This window comes from Pseudoteredinibacter isoporae (assembly GCF_040372805.1).
Taxonomy (GTDB): domain Bacteria; phylum Pseudomonadota; class Gammaproteobacteria; order Pseudomonadales; family Cellvibrionaceae; genus Pseudoteredinibacter; species Pseudoteredinibacter isoporae_A.
In genome coordinates this window covers 263,540-281,763 of record NZ_BAABWJ010000002.1, presented here as the reverse complement: position 1 = coordinate 281,763, position 18,224 = coordinate 263,540, and the positions used below count along the sequence as shown (strand labels likewise).

The 18,224-nt window shown below is 49.6% G+C and carries 14 protein-coding genes, 1 tRNA gene and 1 pseudogene; 2 read left to right on the top strand and 14 right to left on the bottom strand.

Going from position 1 to position 18,224, the window contains the following annotated elements; translation table 11 throughout:
* Positions 1-9 precede the first annotated feature (9 nt).
* From ABWW03_RS07675 to rmuC, 3 genes are all read right to left on the bottom strand, one after another.
* Positions 10-471, bottom strand: a complete 462-nt coding sequence (locus ABWW03_RS07675) for a DUF2489 domain-containing protein (protein WP_353407459.1) — start codon at positions 469-471, stop codon at positions 10-12.
* 96 nt (positions 472-567) lie between these two features.
* Positions 568-1,524: an AEC family transporter gene (locus ABWW03_RS07670; protein ID WP_353407457.1), complete on the bottom strand. Its 957-nt coding sequence runs from the start codon at positions 1,522-1,524 to the stop codon at positions 568-570.
* Between the two features lie 5 nt (positions 1,525-1,529).
* Positions 1,530-3,074: a DNA recombination protein RmuC gene (gene rmuC, locus ABWW03_RS07665; protein WP_353407456.1), complete on the bottom strand. Its 1,545-nt coding sequence runs from the start codon at positions 3,072-3,074 to the stop codon at positions 1,530-1,532.
* A 196-nt stretch (positions 3,075-3,270) separates the two neighbouring features.
* On the opposite strand from rmuC, the gene ABWW03_RS07660 reads away from it, so the two are divergent.
* Both ABWW03_RS07660 and ABWW03_RS07655 read left to right on the top strand, forming a co-directional pair.
* Positions 3,271-3,690, top strand: coding sequence for a tetratricopeptide repeat protein (locus ABWW03_RS07660; RefSeq protein WP_353407455.1), 420 nt, complete (start codon positions 3,271-3,273; stop codon positions 3,688-3,690).
* Positions 3,691-3,875: 185 nt separating this feature from the next.
* The gene (locus ABWW03_RS07655) at positions 3,876-4,172 is read left to right on the top strand and encodes a hypothetical protein (RefSeq protein WP_353407454.1); all 297 of its coding nucleotides are present in this window, start codon (positions 3,876-3,878) and stop codon (positions 4,170-4,172) included.
* Positions 4,173-4,226: 54 nt separating this feature from the next.
* Here ABWW03_RS07655 and ABWW03_RS07650 read toward each other — a convergent pair whose 3' ends face one another.
* The 11 genes and pseudogenes from ABWW03_RS07650 to ABWW03_RS07600 all read right to left on the bottom strand — a co-directional run bounded on the left by ABWW03_RS07650 (position 4,227) and on the right by ABWW03_RS07600 (position 18,093).
* A complete protein-coding gene (locus ABWW03_RS07650; RefSeq protein WP_353407452.1) occupies positions 4,227-6,119 on the bottom strand; it encodes a SurA N-terminal domain-containing protein in 1,893 nt (630 codons plus the stop codon).
* Positions 6,120-6,302: 183 nt separating this feature from the next.
* Positions 6,303-6,596 (bottom strand): annotated as a pseudogene (locus tag ABWW03_RS07645) (HU family DNA-binding protein); the annotation flags it as partial.
* A gap of 271 nt (positions 6,597-6,867) precedes the next feature.
* Positions 6,868-9,285, bottom strand: a complete 2,418-nt coding sequence (lon, locus tag ABWW03_RS07640) for an endopeptidase La (RefSeq protein ID WP_353407451.1) — start codon at positions 9,283-9,285, stop codon at positions 6,868-6,870.
* A 196-nt stretch (positions 9,286-9,481) separates the two neighbouring features.
* Positions 9,482-10,771 carry an ATP-dependent Clp protease ATP-binding subunit ClpX gene (gene clpX, locus ABWW03_RS07635; RefSeq protein WP_353407450.1) on the bottom strand — a complete coding sequence of 430 codons (1,290 nt, stop codon included), beginning with the start codon at positions 10,769-10,771 and terminating at the stop codon, positions 9,482-9,484.
* 253 nt (positions 10,772-11,024) lie between these two features.
* Positions 11,025-11,648 (bottom strand): ATP-dependent Clp endopeptidase proteolytic subunit ClpP, encoded by a 624-nt coding sequence (gene clpP / locus ABWW03_RS07630; protein ID WP_353407585.1) that lies wholly within the window; start codon positions 11,646-11,648, stop codon positions 11,025-11,027.
* Positions 11,649-11,924: 276 nt separating this feature from the next.
* Positions 11,925-13,238 (bottom strand): trigger factor, encoded by a 1,314-nt coding sequence (gene tig / locus ABWW03_RS07625; protein ID WP_353407449.1) that lies wholly within the window; start codon positions 13,236-13,238, stop codon positions 11,925-11,927.
* 98 nt (positions 13,239-13,336) lie between these two features.
* Positions 13,337-13,421, bottom strand: a tRNA-Leu gene (locus tag ABWW03_RS07620).
* A gap of 177 nt (positions 13,422-13,598) precedes the next feature.
* On the bottom strand, positions 13,599-14,951 hold the full coding sequence (locus tag ABWW03_RS07615) for a hypothetical protein (protein ID WP_353407448.1): 1,353 nt from the start codon (positions 14,949-14,951) through the stop codon (positions 13,599-13,601).
* 13 nt (positions 14,952-14,964) lie between these two features.
* Positions 14,965-15,360: a carboxymuconolactone decarboxylase family protein gene (locus tag ABWW03_RS07610; protein WP_353407447.1), complete on the bottom strand. Its 396-nt coding sequence runs from the start codon at positions 15,358-15,360 to the stop codon at positions 14,965-14,967.
* Positions 15,361-15,425: 65 nt separating this feature from the next.
* Positions 15,426-16,064: a helix-turn-helix domain-containing protein gene (locus ABWW03_RS07605; RefSeq protein ID WP_353407446.1), complete on the bottom strand. Its 639-nt coding sequence runs from the start codon at positions 16,062-16,064 to the stop codon at positions 15,426-15,428.
* A 163-nt stretch (positions 16,065-16,227) separates the two neighbouring features.
* The gene (locus tag ABWW03_RS07600) at positions 16,228-18,093 is read right to left on the bottom strand and encodes a beta-ketoacyl synthase (protein ID WP_353407445.1); all 1,866 of its coding nucleotides are present in this window, start codon (positions 18,091-18,093) and stop codon (positions 16,228-16,230) included.
* Between the last annotated feature and the right edge of the window lie 131 nt (positions 18,094-18,224).

Below are 18,224 nucleotides of genomic sequence, written 5' to 3'. Positions count from 1 at the left end.
TTGAGGGCTTTAAAAGTTCTTATTGATCAACTGTCTGGCGGAGTCCATAACCAGCTCTTGATAATCCGCTTCCAGCGCCTCACGTTGCTGATCAAAAGCCAGGCGCTGCTTCAGTGGAAGTTTTTTCCATTCATCAAGAATTGGAATATGCGCCGTTGCTTCAGCCAGCTTAAAGAGAGAGGAATACGGCGTTAAGGCCTCCTCGGAGAGCCCAAGACTTTGCAAAAGAACAGAAAGACGCATTGCCCCTTCGGTCAAAGTCATCTGATCACTCCCCATTGCGGCAGCAATAACCTGAATGCTTTTGTTGATGCGGTCGCGCTGCTTATCGGCCTCGACCTGAAGGGCTTTCAACTGGACTTTTCGGCGCTGCTCCTGTTTTCGTAACTGCCAATGCAAATACAGCGCATAAGCGGCCAGAGCCAGAACAACCAAAACAGCAACAAACAAGAGAATCGCTAAAACAGACATGAAAAGAAACCGTAAATGCAGTCGTTAGACACAGGGAAAATAAAAGAAAACCGGCCAGTATTGTGTCATAAATCGAGCAGAAAATCGTCCCAGTGTTTAGCTGGTGACGAGATACAGGTTAATCAAAGTAAGCCCAATACTGACACTAAACAAAGAACCTATCGTCGTTGCTGCAATAAAGTTTGCGGTTAATCGAGCATCTCCCCCCATTGCAGCCACCATCACAAAACTTGCACTGGCAGTCGGGGCAGACAGCAACAAAAATGTGATCCCAACGTCCATGTCCGAGTAGCCCAAATACCAAACCAGCATAACCGCCAGAGCTGGCATCAGTATCAACTTAAAAAACACCACCAGACCCAGGACAAGCCCATAACGAGACTCCGCCCTGGGCTTTAAGCTCAAGCTGGCCCCGATACACAATAAAGCCAACGGCAAGGTAATTTGAGCCAAATAATCACCGCTCGTTTTGACAAAATCAGGCACCCAATCTGACACGGGATTGCACGCCATACCGCTGACAATGGCGATAATCAGAGGGTTTTTGGCAATTCGCCGAATCAATGCCCATATGGAGCTACGGGAGGACGCCGACAGATGTTTCTCCAGCGTGATCACCGACAAAATATTATAAGTGATGGTCAGAAACGCGACGATAACCGCGGCCCTGGCCAGCCCTTCTTCACCATATGCCCCAGCACAAAAAGACAGGCCGATGAACGCCAAGTTGCTGCGAAAACTGGATTGACAGAATTCACCAGCGCATGATTTTAGTGCTGGCACAAGCTTTACCAACAGCTCAAGGAACAGGTAAAAACCTACGGTAAACAGCAATAAACTCAGACTGAGGGTCGGAGAGAGAAAGCCTGCAATGTCGGCATCCAAAAGAGTGAAAAAGAACAAACAGGGGAGAAAAAGATAAAAAACCAGTTCAGATGCCTTTCCTACAAAGGCATCATCGAGGAATTTGAAGTATTTCAGCACAAGCCCCAGCAGCACCAAAAGAAAAACCGGTGCCGTTGCTGAAAGCGCTAGAGTAAAGGCCGACAGCATCGTGGCTAGGGGGTTTCAGCGTCTGACAAAGAACCTTCTATGGCCGTTAATGACGCAACTGAATCCGTTTCAGGAGAGTCCAGATCTTCCAGGTAACTGTCTGGTAGAGACTTTTTGGTTTTCGCCCCGAGCTTCTGAATATCCTGGCTGCGCTTGATCAAATTGCCCCGCCCAGAAGCCAGGCGCTTGCGAGTGAGTTCGTACGCCGTTTGAGTTTTATCCAGTTGTTTGCCCAGATCCTCCAACGACTGCAGCATCAGCACAAACTGATCGTGAAGCGCACCGGCCTGGTCAGCGATTTTCTGGGCATTCTTATGCTGTTTCTCATGGCGCCAGAGGTTTTCCACGGTGCGCAATGAGGCCATCAGGGTGGTCGGGCTGACCAAAACAATGTGTTTATTATAAGCATCCTGAAAAAGGCGATTGTCCGCCTGTAGAGCCGCCATAAACGCGGCCTCTACGGGAACAAACAAAAACACAAAGTCCAGGCTTCGAATACCTTTAAGCTTCTCGTACTCTTTCAGGCTGAGCCCTGAAACATGGCTGCGAATAGACTGCACATGCTTCTTCAAATACACCGCTTTTTCTTGCTCATCGTCAGATGAGCAATAAGCTTCATAGTCGAGCAAGGACACTTTTGAATCGATAACAATATCCTTGTCCTGAGGCAATCGAATCAGCACATCGGGGTAACGCCGATCTCCTTCCGCCGTCTGCAGGGAAATCTGGGTTTCATATTCCCGCCCACGCTGCAATCCGGATTCTTCCAACAAACGCTCAAGAACCAGTTCACCCCAATTACCCTGGGTTTTCGATTCACCTTTCAGCGCTTTCGCCAGATTAATCGCGTCATTACCGATTTGCTGAGTTTGTTTTTGCAACTCGGAAATTTTTCCTGCCAACATATGTCGTTCAGCACTTTCTTTTTCGTGACTTGCCTCGACTTTTGCTTTGAACTCACTTAATTGGCTTTTCAATGGCGTGAGCAATTGATTCAAAGATTGCTGGCTATCGTCATTGAAACGTTTGGCTTGCTGCTCATATATCTTGGCCGACAGGGCTTCAAACTGAGCCATCATTTGCTGGCGACTTTGCTCAACAAAAGCCATTTGAGACTGGTGATGCTCTTTTTGCTCTTGCAGTTTGGTTTCGGTACTGGAGAGATTGGCTTGCAAACGAACCAACTGCTGCTCTTTTTCTGGCATAACAGAAAGCTGCTGTTCCAGAATCTCTAATTTCTGTTGCTGCTGAACCGATTGCAGTTGCAGCTGATGCTTGTCCTCGGCCAACGTCTTATTTTCCAGCAACATTTGCTCGGACTCCTTACCCAATTGCATCAATTGCAATTGCAAGGCGTCATGCTTGGCCAGATCCTGCTCTCTTTGGGCCTCGAACTGTTGCTGCAGCTCCATTTGCCGTGCCGCTTCAGCCTGCTGAGATACTCGATTGCGCCACAAGCGCCAAAACAACAGCAACAGTAAGCACATTGCAGCTGAAAAGAAGACCAGATGACTTGGCCAACCGAGAATTTGCAGGGGTATGAACTTCATTAGCTTCCTATTTCTTCACTGTCGATTTTCGGGTACCAACACAACCCTGGGTTCAGATGCTCAGCATCGTGGCTAGTATACCTCAGCTCGCTTTGCATGTTGCGTCAAAGCCAATACAATAGCCCCAGGCCAAGAGCATTTAAACGGCTTTTGCTCATAAATAAGACTAAAGACACAAAAATTGAATTGCTAAACTATGAGCCTGGAACCCAATATTGCCCACCAAATTGAAGAGCTCTGTGACCGTGGCTACCAACTCTACGATGAGCAATCTTTCGAGGCCGCCTTGCGTGTCTTTTACGAGGCCTGGCTGAAGCTGCCAAAGCCCCAAGCGCAATACCAACAAGCCGCCTGGGTACTCACGGCCATAGGTGACAGCTACTACAAGCTTTCCAACTACAGTCAGAGCATTGAAGCCCTGAATTCTGCATTGCACTGCCCGGGTGGACAACGGGCCTTTATTCACACCCGTCTGGCCCAGGCCTACTATGAATCTGGCGACAAAAGTCAGTCGGCTGAACACTTTCAAAAGGCCGAAGAAATGGACCCAAAACAAACCCAAAAGCTTGCGCCAAAATATCGCCTCTTCATTAAAAACAACCGACTGAAGCGCTGAGTTGTTGGCTTTTCGTCACTTTTGTCGCCGAAAAATCTGCCGTTTTACCACTCGTCAATCGGACCCCAAATCAAGCTGGATATGGGCTCACTAGCTGCTATTTTTTGTTTAAGCAAAGATTTGTTTAACAACATCTGCAGCATGGATGCCATGTATGACTCCAGGAGCATTTAACGAGGCCCGTTATGAAGAAAACAACAACCGCTATTGCCTTTAGCGCATTTATTATGATCTCTCAACCAGGATGGAGCGCGTGCAGCGAACCATCAGAACCACACCTGCCCGACCCAGCTACCGCAGTGACACCAGAGATGGTGAAGGCAAAGAAAGAAGTTAAGCAGTATCTTGCTGATGCTGACCATTACTTGAATTGCAAGCGTCTGAACACACGCCAGCACAACGCAATGGTCGATAAGATGCAGGCACTGGCAAATAACTTTAACCAGATTATTCGCCAGTATAAGGAACGTCAGGGAAGCTGATTGGCTTTTCCAGAGTATAAAAAAGGCCAGCTAAGCTGGCCTTTTTTATTGCGATTAGATGCTGTTGGTATTGTCGAAAATTTCGATTTCCGCATCGGCCCTCAACTGCTCTTGGAAGGATGAAAAATCCCTGCGCGCTTCAGCCTGCTCAAGCTGAGAAGACAGCTGCTGCTTTTCATTCTTATTGACCTCAGCCGCACTCAATTCAGTAATCCCGTTCAACTGGATCAACTGCAAGTCACCATTGGCCAAAGACAACTCATCAAATGCCGGGAAGCTTGTCGCTTTCATGGCAAATGCCGCTTTCAACAACTGCTGTTCAACCTTGAAATTATCCTTACGAGAAGCAATTACCACATTCCAGGTAAAAGACTTTTCTTTCGCCAGAGCTTCCAAGTCACCGCCAGCAGCAACGGCTTCTTCCAGAGCCTTGGCGGCGGTTTGCTGGCGCTGCAGAATGGTGGCTGCTGTAAGCTTAGCGACAATCTCGTCCCTAACCTCATCAAGAGGTTTCACGGCTGGCGCTTTGTAATCCAGAACCTTCACAATCGCCACCTGAGTGTCCGACAACTCAATGGGATCACTGGTTTGTCGGTCTTTCAGCACCTGATCCGAGAATACCGCTTCCAGCACCTTGGGGTGAGCCAGAAGACCTTCAGCGCCAGAACGGCTCAACCATTCACTGCTTTGCATCTCAAGACCCAACTGAGCGGCCACATCGCTTAAATCGTCCGCATTATAGGCCAGCTCTTCCAGTTCCGGTGCCAGCTCTTCAAATTCTGCCATGGCCTTGTCACGAACCAAGCGCTCGCGAATTTCGTCTTTCATCGACTCGTAGCTAGGTGCTTCCGGAGCGTCAATTTCAAGCAACTTAATAAAATGGACACCCGCTTCGGTGGTCACCGCCTGGGAAACTTCGCCTTCCTGCATGCTCGCCAAAGCGGCTTCAAAGGCATCAGGGAAGGTTTCACCATCGGTAAAACCAAGATCACCCCCCTGTTCGGCCGTCAGGATGTCATCACTGTAGGTTTTGGCCAGCTCTTCAAAGGCCTCTCCTGCGTCAAGCTTGGCTTGGATTTCATCGGCTTTGGCCTGATCGATACCCTCTCCCAGGTCTTCCAGCAGGATGTGAGCCGCACGGCGACGCTCTGCCCCTTCAAACACTGAGATTTCCTGTTCGTGCTGGGCACGAACATCATCTTCAGCGACATCGATATTCTTGGCCAGCTCATCAACACTCAGAGCGACCAACTGTGTTTTTACTTGCTCAGGGCCCATGTATTGCGCTGAGTTGTTTTCATATTCTGCGTCAATGGCGGCCTGCTCAGGCTCAGCACCTTCCGAAAACTGATCTTTTGGCAAGGTCACAAAATAGAAATCGCGGGTTTGGCCAGCTCGTACCAAAGTGCTGGTCAACTCGGCGTCGGTAGCAAAGGCTGTCAGGCTAATCCCCTGACGCAGCTGAACACCAATCAACTCATCTTGCAGAACTTTTTTATAACTGGCTGGGGTATAGCCCAAACTCGCCAGACGCTGTCGGTACACCTGAGGAGAGAATTTACCGTCAATTTTGAAGGCTTCTTCAGCCAACAACAGCTGATCAATGCGAGCATCAGACACCGCAACACCGTTATTGCGCGCTGAAATGATTTCCAGTTTCTGAGAAATCAATTGCTCCAGAACCGGCGTTCTCCAGCGCTCGTCGGTGAGGAATTCAGCTGGCAGCTGATCACCAAAGCGATTCACCATTTGCTGCTTCTGCATAGCAATTGCGCGAGTCAGCTCGGTATCCGTAATGGCTTCGCCATCCACTTGCGCCGCTTCACCCTGGTTCGAGTTCGTCGTAAATAGGGAATCAACACCAAATAATACAAATGGAATTGAAATCAACACGACAAGGACAACAGCGAATATTCCTTGAAGCTTGTTACGAAAACTCTGAATCATGGTCAAGCCTGCTTTATTCTTTCTTGATTTTGGCCACAAACCGTGGCTTTTAATGGAGGTTTTACAAACAGAAAAGGCGCGCTCTCAATAAGCACGCCTTTCTTGTTAACTAAACCCTGAAACCAACACTCTGATTGTTAACGAATGTTTTTTGGCCGCGGGGTTTAACGACAAGCACTCGTCTTAGTTAACAGCGTCTTTCAGTGCTTTACCCGCTTTGAAGCTTGGGATTTTAGCCGCTGCAATCTCGATTGGCTCACCAGTCTGTGGGTTGCGGCCAGTACGCGCAGCACGATCTTTAACAGCGAAAGTACCGAAGCCAACCAATACAACCTGGTCGCCCTCTTTTAAAGCGCCAGTCACACTGTCTACCATCGCGTCTAAGGCGCGGCCAGCAGCAGCTTTAGGAATGTCGGCAGATGCTGCAATAGCTTCGATTAATTCAGATTTGTTCACAATAACCCCTCTTACATTACTCGGTCGGTACGGTTTCTAAGAACGCTTTATACCGTTCAGAATCCCGTTCTGGAATCTCTTTCTTTTATCAGCAGCCCGCACGGGGCAAGCGAATAGCGATTTATACCAAAGCCCCGTCGGACGGGTCAAGGACGGCGTTATTAAATTTACAAAGCCGAGCAATTTATAATCAAATTGCTTCACATTCACCGAATTTCGCCACTCAAACTGAACCCCAAATGAACACCGGGCTCAGCTTGCGGCATTGACACTGATTATTTTTTAAGCACCCCTAATGGGTTTTTGCTTGCGCCTGTTTATGAGGATTCGCCAACTTCTCACGCAGCTTGGCGTACTCTTCATCACTGTACGGTTTGGGGGAGTTCTGCAAGGCCACATCCAGCACCTCATCAATCCATTTAACCGGAACAATGTCGAGATCAGCCTTAATATTGTCTGGAATCTCTTTTAAATCGCGCTCATTACCCGCAGGAATGACCACAGTTTTGATGCCACCACGGTGCGCCGCCAGCAGTTTTTCTTTCAAACCACCAATTCGCAGCACCTCACCACGCAGGGTAATTTCACCCGTCATAGCAACATCGGCTTTAACCGGAATATTGGTATAAACCGACACCAGAGCCGTCGCCATGGCAATACCCGCACTCGGACCATCTTTGGGAGTCGCCCCTTCGGGAACATGGATATGGATATCTGAAGTCTCATGGAAATCGGGCAAAATACCCAGATTCTGGCTGCGTGCCCGCACCACTGTGGTGGCCGCCTGAATCGATTCCTGCATGACGTCACCCAGTGAACCCGTCTTCACCATACGTCCCTTACCGGGCACGGTAGACGCCTCAATGGTTAACAGCTCACCACCGACTTGGGTCCAGGCCAATCCAGTCACCTGCCCAACCTGGTTTTGCTCGTCAGCCACGCCAAAGTCGAAACTACGAACCCCCAAATAGTGCTCGAGCTTGCTTTCGTCAATATTTACTGTGCCTTTGACTTCCGCTTTTACCAATTCTTTTACGACCTTACGGCACAATTTAGCAACCTCACGGTCCAGGCCGCGAACACCCGCTTCGCGAGTGTAATAGCGAATAACATCGCGCACCGCATCGGACTCGATGCTTAACTCAGCTTCTTTTAAACCGTTCGCTTTCATTTGCTTGGGAATCAAATAACGCTCAGCAATATTTACTTTTTCATCTTCGGTGTAACCTGGCAGACGAATAACTTCCATACGATCCAGCAATGGCCCCGGAATGTTCATGGAGTTTGATGTACAAACAAACATGACATCGGAAAGGTCATAGTCGACTTCAAGATAGTGATCGTTGAAAGCTTTATTCTGTTCTGGATCCAACACTTCCAATAATGCGGAGGCGGGATCACCACGGTGGTCCATCCCCATCTTGTCGATTTCATCCAACAAAAACAGAGGGTTTTTAACACCGGCCTTGGAAATTTTCTGAACCAGTTTGCCTGGAAGCGAGCCGATATACGTTCGACGATGACCGCGAATTTCCGCTTCATCTCGCACACCACCTAATGCCATGCGTACATATTCACGATTCGTCGCGCGCGCAATGGACTCACCCAATGAAGTCTTACCCACGCCTGGAGGGCCCACCAAACACAGCACCGGGCCTTTGATTTTCTTCACGCGTTTTTGAACGGCGAGGTATTCCAGAATGCGCTCTTTTACCTCTTCAAGGCCATAGTGATCATCATTGAGAATTTTTTCTGCGCGCACCAAATCGTGACGAACCTTGCTGCGTTTTTTCCACGGCAGATTCACAATCCAATCCAGATAGGAGCGCACAACAGAGGCCTCCGCTGACATCGGCGACATCAGTTTCAATTTTGAAAGCTCGGACATGGCCTTTTGCTCGGCCTCTTTGCTCATTCCGCTTTCATCAATTTTTTTCTCGAGCTCTTCTACCTCATTAGGCTCATCGCCCATATCACCCAGCTCTTTTTGAATGGCCTTCATTTGCTCATTCAAATAGTACTCGCGCTGGCTCTTTTCCATTTGCTTTTTAACGCGCCCGCGAATACGTTTTTCCACCTGGAATAAATCGGACTCCGCCTCCATTAATGCCAGGAGATGCTCAATGCGCACCTGAATATCAGCAATTTCCAGAATTTCTTGCTTCTGGGGAAGCTCCAAGGTCATATGGGCGGCAATGGTATCTGCAAATCGGCCGGGCTCATCGATACCCGATAGAGAGGTGACGACCTCTGCGGGAATCTTTTTGTTCATATTCACGTATTGCTCAAACTGAGCCATCGCAGTGCGAATAAGAACGTCGGCAGAACGCTCTTCAATATCATCGACCGGCAAGGCATCGACTTCCACCAGATAGTGATTGCCATCTTCACGCATTGCGCTGATTGAGGCTCGACTGGACCCTTCAACCAGAACTTTTACGGTTCCATCAGGAAGCTTCAACAACTGCAAAACGGAGGCAATGGTGCCCACCTGGTAGATACCTTCCAGGCTGGGATCGTCTTCGCCGGCGTCTTTCTGGGCAACGAGCATGACTTGCTTATCGGCCGCCATAGCGACCTCAAGGGCCTCAATCGACTTTTCCCGGCCAACAAACAGGGGAACAACCATATGGGGATACACCACTACATCACGCAATGGCAATAGTGGCAATTCGAGGGAATTGGCGCTTACTTCACTGCTCTGTTCCATTTATGCCTCTTTGGAATCTGTACTACATTTCACCGCCAGCTCCGCAAACAAACGTCGGGCTTTTGGCCTTATATTGCTATCATTGGGGCATGTCTGCAAATTACAAGCCAGCCACAGACCTTGTGATAGATTTTTTGTACTGGCATAAAAAAAGGGGTGATACGTCACCCCTTTTTCATAGTCTTTAAACGATGGCTCACTCTTCAGCCGCAGCGGCCTGATCGTTGGCTTCGTAGACCAGCAAAGGTTCTGATTCACCTTTGATGACCGACTCATCAACCACCACTTTTACCACACTGTCTTCTGATGGGATGCGGTACATGGTATCAAGCAGCACGGATTCCATAATGGAACGCAAACCACGAGCACCGGTTTTACGAACCATCGCCTTGTTCGCCACGGCCTCCAATGCATCTGGGCGGAAATCGATCTCAACATCTTCCATCTCAAACAGCTTGTTGTACTGTTTGGTCAGAGAGTTCTTCGGCTCGGTCAAAATTTGAACCAGAGCGGCAATATCAAGCTCTTCCAGTGTTGCGATAACCGGCAAACGGCCTACAAATTCTGGAATTAAGCCGTATTTCACCAGATCTTCCGGCTCCAGCTCATGCAATGTCTCGCCGAAATCTTTGTCGTCCGCCTTACTCTTCACCTCGGCAGAGAAGCCAATACCGCCCTTCTCGGAACGGTCGCGAATGACTTTATCCAAACCGGCGAATGCACCACCACAGATAAACAGGATATTCGAGGTATCCACTTGCAGGAATTCCTGCTGAGGGTGCTTACGGCCACCTTGAGGCGGAACCGACGCAACGGTACCTTCGATCAACTTCAGCAACGCCTGCTGAACACCCTCACCCGATACATCACGAGTAATAGACGGGTTGTCCGACTTGCGGGAAATTTTATCGATCTCATCAATGTACACAATACCGCGCTGGGCCTTGTCGACATCGTAATCGCATTTCTGAAGCAACTTCTGAATGATATTTTCAACGTCTTCACCAACGTAGCCCGCCTCAGTCAGGGTAGTTGCATCGGCAATTGTAAACGGCACATTCAGCAGACGAGCCAGGGTTTCCGCCAATAGGGTTTTACCACTACCGGTCGGGCCCACCAGCAAGATATTACTTTTGCTCAGCTCAACTTCGTCTTTGTCTTTTTTCTTCTCGCCAATTTGCAAACGCTTGTAGTGGTTGTATACCGCTACGGCCAGGACTTTTTTGGCACGCTTCTGACCAATAACGTATTGATCCAGAATTGAAGAGATTTCTTGCGGGGTTGGCAAGGTATCAGAGTTGCCCTCTACTGCAGCTTCCTGAATTTCCTCGCGAATAATGTCGTTACATAGATCGACACATTCATCGCAAATAAATACCGAAGGGCCTGCGATCAGCTTGCGAACTTCATGCTGGCTTTTGCCACAGAATGAACAATACAGCAGCTTGCCGTTGTCATCCCCATTTTCATTTGTGTGATCGGTCATCAAACCACTCCACTATTGACCTTGTAATTATGGCCCTTTCTCAGCGGGAAAGTTTCCCAGCCAGCTCATCGGAATCAACCTTTTCGGCCTATCGCGCTTGTAAGCGCCCAACAATATACCGAATGCTCAGCTGGAGCTTGCCATAATATGTGTTCGTACAGACAAGATGAGTGCTTTCACTAGCTTTTTCAAGCCCACCTTGGTCTGAGATAGATAATTGGCGCCTTATTCAACGTATCTCAGCGGATACCGATTAACGTGCGCTCAACACTTGGTCGACCAAGCCATACTCCTGAGACTCCTCAGCGCTCATAAAGTTATCACGCTCGGTGTCCTCAGCTATTTGATCGACCGATTTGCCGGTATTTTTAGCCAGGATTTCGTTTAAGCGCTGACGAATCTTCAAAATTTCCTGGGCCTGGATATGGATATCCGTCGCCTGCCCTTGGGCACCGCCACTCGGCTGATGAATCATGGTACGTGCATTTGGCAGACAATAACGCTTACCTGGCGCCCCTGAACTCAACAGAAAAGAACCCATGCTGCAGGCTTGACCAATACACATGGTGCTCACATCCGGCTTGATAAACTGCATGGTGTCATAAATTGACATGCCCGCGGTCACAGAACCACCCGGAGAATTGATATACAGGTGAATGTCTTTGTCGGGGTTTTCAGCTTCCAGGAACAACAATTGGGCGACAACCAGATTTGCCATGTGGTCTTCCACCTGACCAACCAGGAAAATCACTCGCTCTTTCAACAGACGCGAATAGATGTCGTAGGATCGCTCTCCACGAGACGTTTGCTCAACAACCATAGGTACAAGACCACTGGCGACAGGAGATAGCGGGTTAATTGTGTCGATACTGGACATTGTTTTATCAGATTCCTTATTGCTACCTGGCGAGCCTGGAAATGGTCGCCTGATTAACTGATTGGCGGGAATGTAGTTGCCAATGATACTTCTATATCGGCCTTGGCAGCGCTCACTGAAGCCCAGGGCGATACCGGCAATCATCTTCTCTGAGCTTAACTGCAAGATCGCAACTATGCCAGTTTTCAGGCGATAAAATTCAATTATGCCTAAAGCTTAAACAAAAACGCCGGCATTATGCCGGCGCTTTGATCATTAAACGATCTAAGAGTTGAATTAAGCCTGTTGAGCAGGCTTGATCACTTCTTCGTAATCGCTCTTAACTTCTTCTACTTTGGCTTTTTCCAGGATGTGATCAACTACCTGGTCTTCCAGAACTGCAGACTCTACACCAGCCAGCAATTCACGATTACTGTAGTAGTAGTTAACCACTTCTTCAGGATCCTGGTAGGTAGAGGCCATTTCTTCAACCATCGCCTTAACGGCATCAGCATCAACTTTCAGCTCTTCTTTTTTAACCAGCTCACCTACGATCAGACCCAGAGCAACACGGCGCTCAGCCTGCTCGTTAAACATATCGTCCGGCAGGATGGATTTCAGATCCATATTTTCAGCGGCACCGCCGAATTGCTGCATCATTTGACCACGCAAAGCATCGATCTCAGAAGCAACCAAAGCCTTTGGCAAGTCAACGCTGTTGGCGTCCAACAGACCATCCATGACCTGGGTTTTAACCTTGTTCTTGGCAGCGTTTTTCAGTTCACGCTCCATATTATTGCGAACTTCTTCGCGGAACTTATCTTCACCACCGTCTTCAACACCGTATTTCTTGAAGAACTCTTCGTCCATCTCTGGCAGTTCCAGAGCCGCAACCTGATTCACTTTAACGGTGAACTGAACGGCAGCACCCTTTAACTCTTCAGCGTGATAATCTTCAGGGAAGGTCAGATCCAGAACGTGCTCTTCGCCTTTTTTGGCGCCAATCAAGCCATCCTCAAAACCAGGGATCATACTGTTGGAACCCAAGATCAATTCCTGACCTTCAGCTTTACCGCCTTCAAATTCTTCACCGTCTTTGGTGCCAACGTAGTCGATATTCAAGCGGTTCTCTTTAACCGCTTTACGACGCACATTTTTGAAGGTGCCCTGCTGTTTGCGCAGAGTTTCAATCATGGTGTCGATGTCTTTATCCGTCACTTCCGCCACTGGCTTGTTCACAGCGATGCTGGATACGTCAGCCAGCTCTACTTCCGGGTACACTTCAAAAGTCGCAACGAATTCAATGTCTTTGCCTTCGCCCATTTCTTTAGGCTCAATGCTTGGCTGGCCGGCAGGGCTAACACCTTCCTGCTGTACCGCCTCATAAAAGCTACGGCTCATTACTTCACCGATAACTTCCTGACGAACACCCGCACCGAAACGCTGCTTAACCACTTTCAAAGGAACCTTACCTTTGCGGAAGCCGTTCAGGTGAACGGTTTTAGCGGCCTGCTTTAGGCGATTTTCAACTTCGCTATCGACTTGCTCAGCTGGCACGCCTACAGTTAAGCGACGCTCTAAACCAGTAGTTGTTTCGATTGAAACCTGCATGATGTTCCTCTCACAATGAGCGCTTGCGCCATCGAGGAGCGCTGAACGCAAAAAAGCCTTAGGGCAACTCCCTAAAGCCAATAATCTCTAGAAAAATATGGTGCGGACGGAGAGACTTGAACTCTCACACCTTGCGATACTAGAACCTAAATCTAGCGCGTCTACCAATTCCGCCACGTCCGCATTACTTTGTGGGCTCTCGCTTCAAAAGCCGAGCTCTAATTAGCACCTAAGCCGTTGATTTAAAACACTAAAATGCCAAAATCAAAACTGCCCTGTGCCAAAGGGGTGCTAATACTGCCACACTCTTTTGTAGGGATCAACACACTGGTGAAATTTTTCCGCAAGTTGAGCGAATTTTCACGGCAATGGCCGGCTTAGCAAGACAATAGCACCCTTTTCCGCCTCAAGTTCGAGGCCGTTCTTCGTCAGGCCCTGCCAAAGAGGTAAACAGGCACCCTGTTCAGCCTGTAAGGTGAGTGAAGACTGCGTGTTACCAAGAGACACGGGGTGAAGCGCCAGAAGCAGAACGTTACTCAACGATTGTTGCTCCGACAACAGTTGCTGCATAAGAGACGCCAATGCAAGTCGACCACTTTTCAAAAAGTGCACTCGATACACCTCAAAGTCGTCGAAGGATACTATACGTTCAACATCGACAATGGACGTAAGCGGCTCCCCCAGAGAACACCGATTCTGATTGGGTGGCACCTCGACTCTTGGTGGCTGCGCCAACAGGGATAGAGCCTGTTCAGTGTCCCAATGATCTTGGGTTAACACCGCTTGGCGAAATGACAAAATCAAACGTTCGTAGACTGGCGTTTGGAACTCCACCACCCTAACCCCATGCAATAAACCATGGGGCAGCATTTTCGGCACTTTGATGACATCCCCGAGGCGCAAAGATCGCTCAGCGATAAAACTGGACATATTCCTAGCCAAGTCCGCTTCTCGCTGTTGCAGCGAAACAGGCAACGCCGACAGCAGCCCTTGCTTTTCAGACTCGGAAATCGCCTCAATTGAGGACGATTCCTGAAGCTCAGCGTCGATTTCTCTACGCACCGACTCATAAGCCGTAACCGCAGAAAGATAAGCTTGTTTGAATTGTTCAAAATTGGAAAATTGCTGCAACTTCTGTTCGCAAAAGCCAAAACGCATTTTGGCAATGCCCTCGGGCCAAGCCGCCTTGTCGATGTGGCTCACCACATAGACTTCTTGCTTCTCCTTATGCATTTCAAAATACAGCTCACCCAACAATTCACTGGAATACGGGGCCAGTACTTTTAACAGATTCAGAGCGGAAGATTGACCCAACAACTGGGGAAATAAATGCAGCAGCACCGGAATAGGCAAGCCTTCCTGATCAGCATTCGCAGCAAAGTGGCACACACCACGCTGCTCATAAGCGCTGTACCAAATTTCCTGTCCCCAGGGTTTGGCCACGCTGACGGTTTGCAAAAACCAAGGGCCATCAATGGGAAGGCTTTGAGCGTTACGGAGAGACTCAAGCTCAGCGGTATTACCTTCCAGCAGAGCGAGACGGTACCTTCCCGCCTCACAAAACAAGCGCGCCGAATACACCTGGGTATCGTTGTTCAATTCGGAGGCTGAGAACTCATCCTTGAAAGCAAAGCAAAAGAAATGTTCTTTGCTCGTCGTATCAAGAATGCAGCGGGCGATATGCTCGGCGGGATGCTGAACCAATGGAAACATGCAGGCGTAACCCTTATTCGGCCTCAGCTTGCTGGCTTTGCTCAAAGTCTTCGATGACTTCACGGGCTGAGCGAAACGCTTCGAGACTTGCTGGCGCGCCGATATAGGGAACCGCATGCAGCAGTACCGCGCGAATCTCTTCAACGGTACATCCATTTCGCAAGGCGCCCCGTACATGCCCCTTCAATTCATTGGAACACTTCATGGCCGCCAGCATTGCAATCGTGACCAAACTCCGTGTGGCACGAGGCAGATCATCACGATCCCACACCGTTCCCCAAGCTGTTTCCATGACCAGTTCTTGCAGGGGCGCATCAAACTCACTGCTGTTGTTCAGCGCTCGATCCACAAATGGGTCACTCATCACCTCTCGGCGAATTTCTTCACCACGCTGGCGTCTCGTGTTCATAAAATCTCTCTTATATTAATGCTATGGTTTGCTATGACATCCGCTCCAGACAGCGGGCCGCTAGTTTAACAACTAACCGACAAGACCACACACTCTTCTTGGGCCAGGTTGCGAATACAATGAGGACGACTCTGATCAAATTGATAACCCTCGCCCGCTTGCAAAACACGAACCTGACCACCCACCGTCACTTCCAACTGTCCAGACATAATGACGCCAACGGTCATGCCATCACGTTGATACAAGCTCGGAGAAGAACTGGCCGCATCGCCCGTAGAAGCTTCATAAACCACATGAGTCACCGCCACACCTTGGTGCGCAAAAAGACGCCGGGAATGAAGACCACCGAACTGCCGGGTTTCCATATCGCCTACCGCGAAAAAAACCGGCGCTTCAGCATTGGGATCAAAAGTAAAGAATTCACGTATTGAGACAGGAAAGCCGGCAAGAATTTTTTCCAGAGAACTGATCGAGGGACTGACCCGCCCTTGCTCAATGGTGGATATGACGCTGTTTGTGACCCCAGAACGTTTGGCCAGTTCCCGCTGCGACCAACCATTGCGCTCTCGCAGAAGTTGCAAGCGACGCCCCAAAGGCAAATCCGTTTCCGCCTGACCACCACCGGCCGTACCGGTGGATGCCGCTGGTTTATTTTGCTCAGCTTTGGTAACGGAAGAAACCTCTCCTTGATCAGGATTAGACACGTGGCCACCTTCTTCAATGTATTTTACGCAGTATACCCTTGGCCATGTGAACAGGGCCAGCTAAGTCCTTGACTGGCCTACGGTGGCCGAGAAAGGCAGGAATAAAATATTACGGGAGAGATACCCGAGCCGGAAGGCCCGGGAGAAATCCAAAGAAAGCGACTCAGTCGAGACGCAAATCGTCGTATGGCGTGTCTTGGGGCAGCGCCACCAACTGCTCCCAGCCTGGCAAACGGAGTTTTTCGCGATCCATTTCCAGCTCCGCCTCATCAATCATCCCTTCACCGAAACGGTAACGCACTTGCCAATCACCTTTACTGGCCGACGCTTCGTATTCAGCTCGTTGCTCACGGGTGGCCTCCAGCTTCGACTGGTAAGCCGACATTGAGGCGGCGCCATAGCGCTTGCTCAACATTTCAGACACTTTAGTCGGGTGAATAACCGCCGCTGTTGCATTATTACCACCAAAGCCTTTGGAGTTAATAAAGGCCACATCAGTCTCCGGTAACTCGATGTCATCCAGAGGAAGGTTCAGGTTTTCCTGGTACACATCGTCCGCAATAGCCCCGGTGGTTTTTAAACCCGGCAACCAACCATGGGCGAATTGCCCCAAGACCGCCAGCATCTGATCGGCACTCGCCGGCGCCAGAGAGTGTCCGACATAAGCCTTCACAGCTGACACAGGCCAGGAGGCAATGCCAAAGTTTTTCGCCATGGCATCCAAAATTCTAGACTCAGTAACCCGGTTTTGAGGCGTACTGGAACCGTGGGCCTGGATATAACTGCGCTCGCGCAGGCTACGCTCACCCAACAAGGCGGCACTGGCCGCCATCGATTTCGCCAACGTAATATAATTGCCAGGCCCTGGCGCGGAAATGGATTTCTTGTAGCCGTCAGCGTTGATAAAGACATCACTTACCGCACCGTATATTTCGGCGCCCAACTCCATCGCTAACTCATCATCCATCAAAACAAAATACTGAGCCGACTCCGCTAAGGTGAAACCGCAGTTGTCACCAAAGGGACGACTGGCACGACGGTGATTAGCTTGCTCAGCGCCATCGAGCTTACGCAGCCCTTCATCGGTCGCCAAAGCGCTCATAGCCCCATACCCTTCAAATACCTCAGGCGTTAATGGCGCTTCGGAATTGCCTACAAACACAACGCGGCGACGGCCGGATTGAATGTCTTCAACCCCCATACGTAAATTATACAGGAAGGTAGCGCAGGCGCCCGTCACGCTGCCTGTCGCCCCCAGACTGCCCAACACATAAGCATTTACGAAATCGGCCGGCATGGTGTTCAAACCAAGCGGTAACTGCTTGGAACTGACACGACCACCACGCATACGTGACTGCATCAGCCCACCGTAACCATTGTCATCCAGCTGGGCCATCACACTGCCGGAATACACGGCAATCTGATCGGCTGGCAGTGCAGCACAAAGTGATTCCCAAGCCAGCCCCATATTATTCAGCGCATCAGAGGCCGCCACGACGGACATCTGTAAACCTCGAGGGTGAAACCGAGAAGGGTATAAACGGCCCGGATCGAACCCTGTCGGCAATTGACCCGCCGATTGTACCGGCGCAACACGTGTATTAGGTACGAACAGACGCCCCTGCCCAGCCATTCGCACACAGACACGATCATCTTCAAGATCGATCACCTCCCAGTTCACAGGCAGATCCCGAGGCAGCTGTTTACGACGACACTCAAACTCCATGGGCTGCCCAGCGCGATCATGGGTATCCAGAGGAGTCATCCAGGGAAGGTTATTAACGTCGAAATGGTTTTGCTCCACCTGGCGAATCAGAGTGCTTGCCAGTAGGCGTTCACGCTCCTGTGCACTGAATTCCGATTGCTGGGGAATACCGCACATGGCGGCCAGGGACTGCAGAGTTTCATGTTGCTGGCTGGCACTCAGCTTATCCAACACCATTCGGCGGTAGGCATGGTGACCAGAACTGCGGCCAGCGGCATTGATTCCTCCCAATGAAACAATGACAGGTAAACGCAGCTTTGACATAGGGAACCCCATAAAAATTACTGTTACAAGCTATGGGTTTATTCTATGAATCTATACAGGAGCTATTTTTGTGATTTCAGCCAGCCTCGCCGGGAAACGGGCCATTACATGCTAAAACGACCCACTTTGGC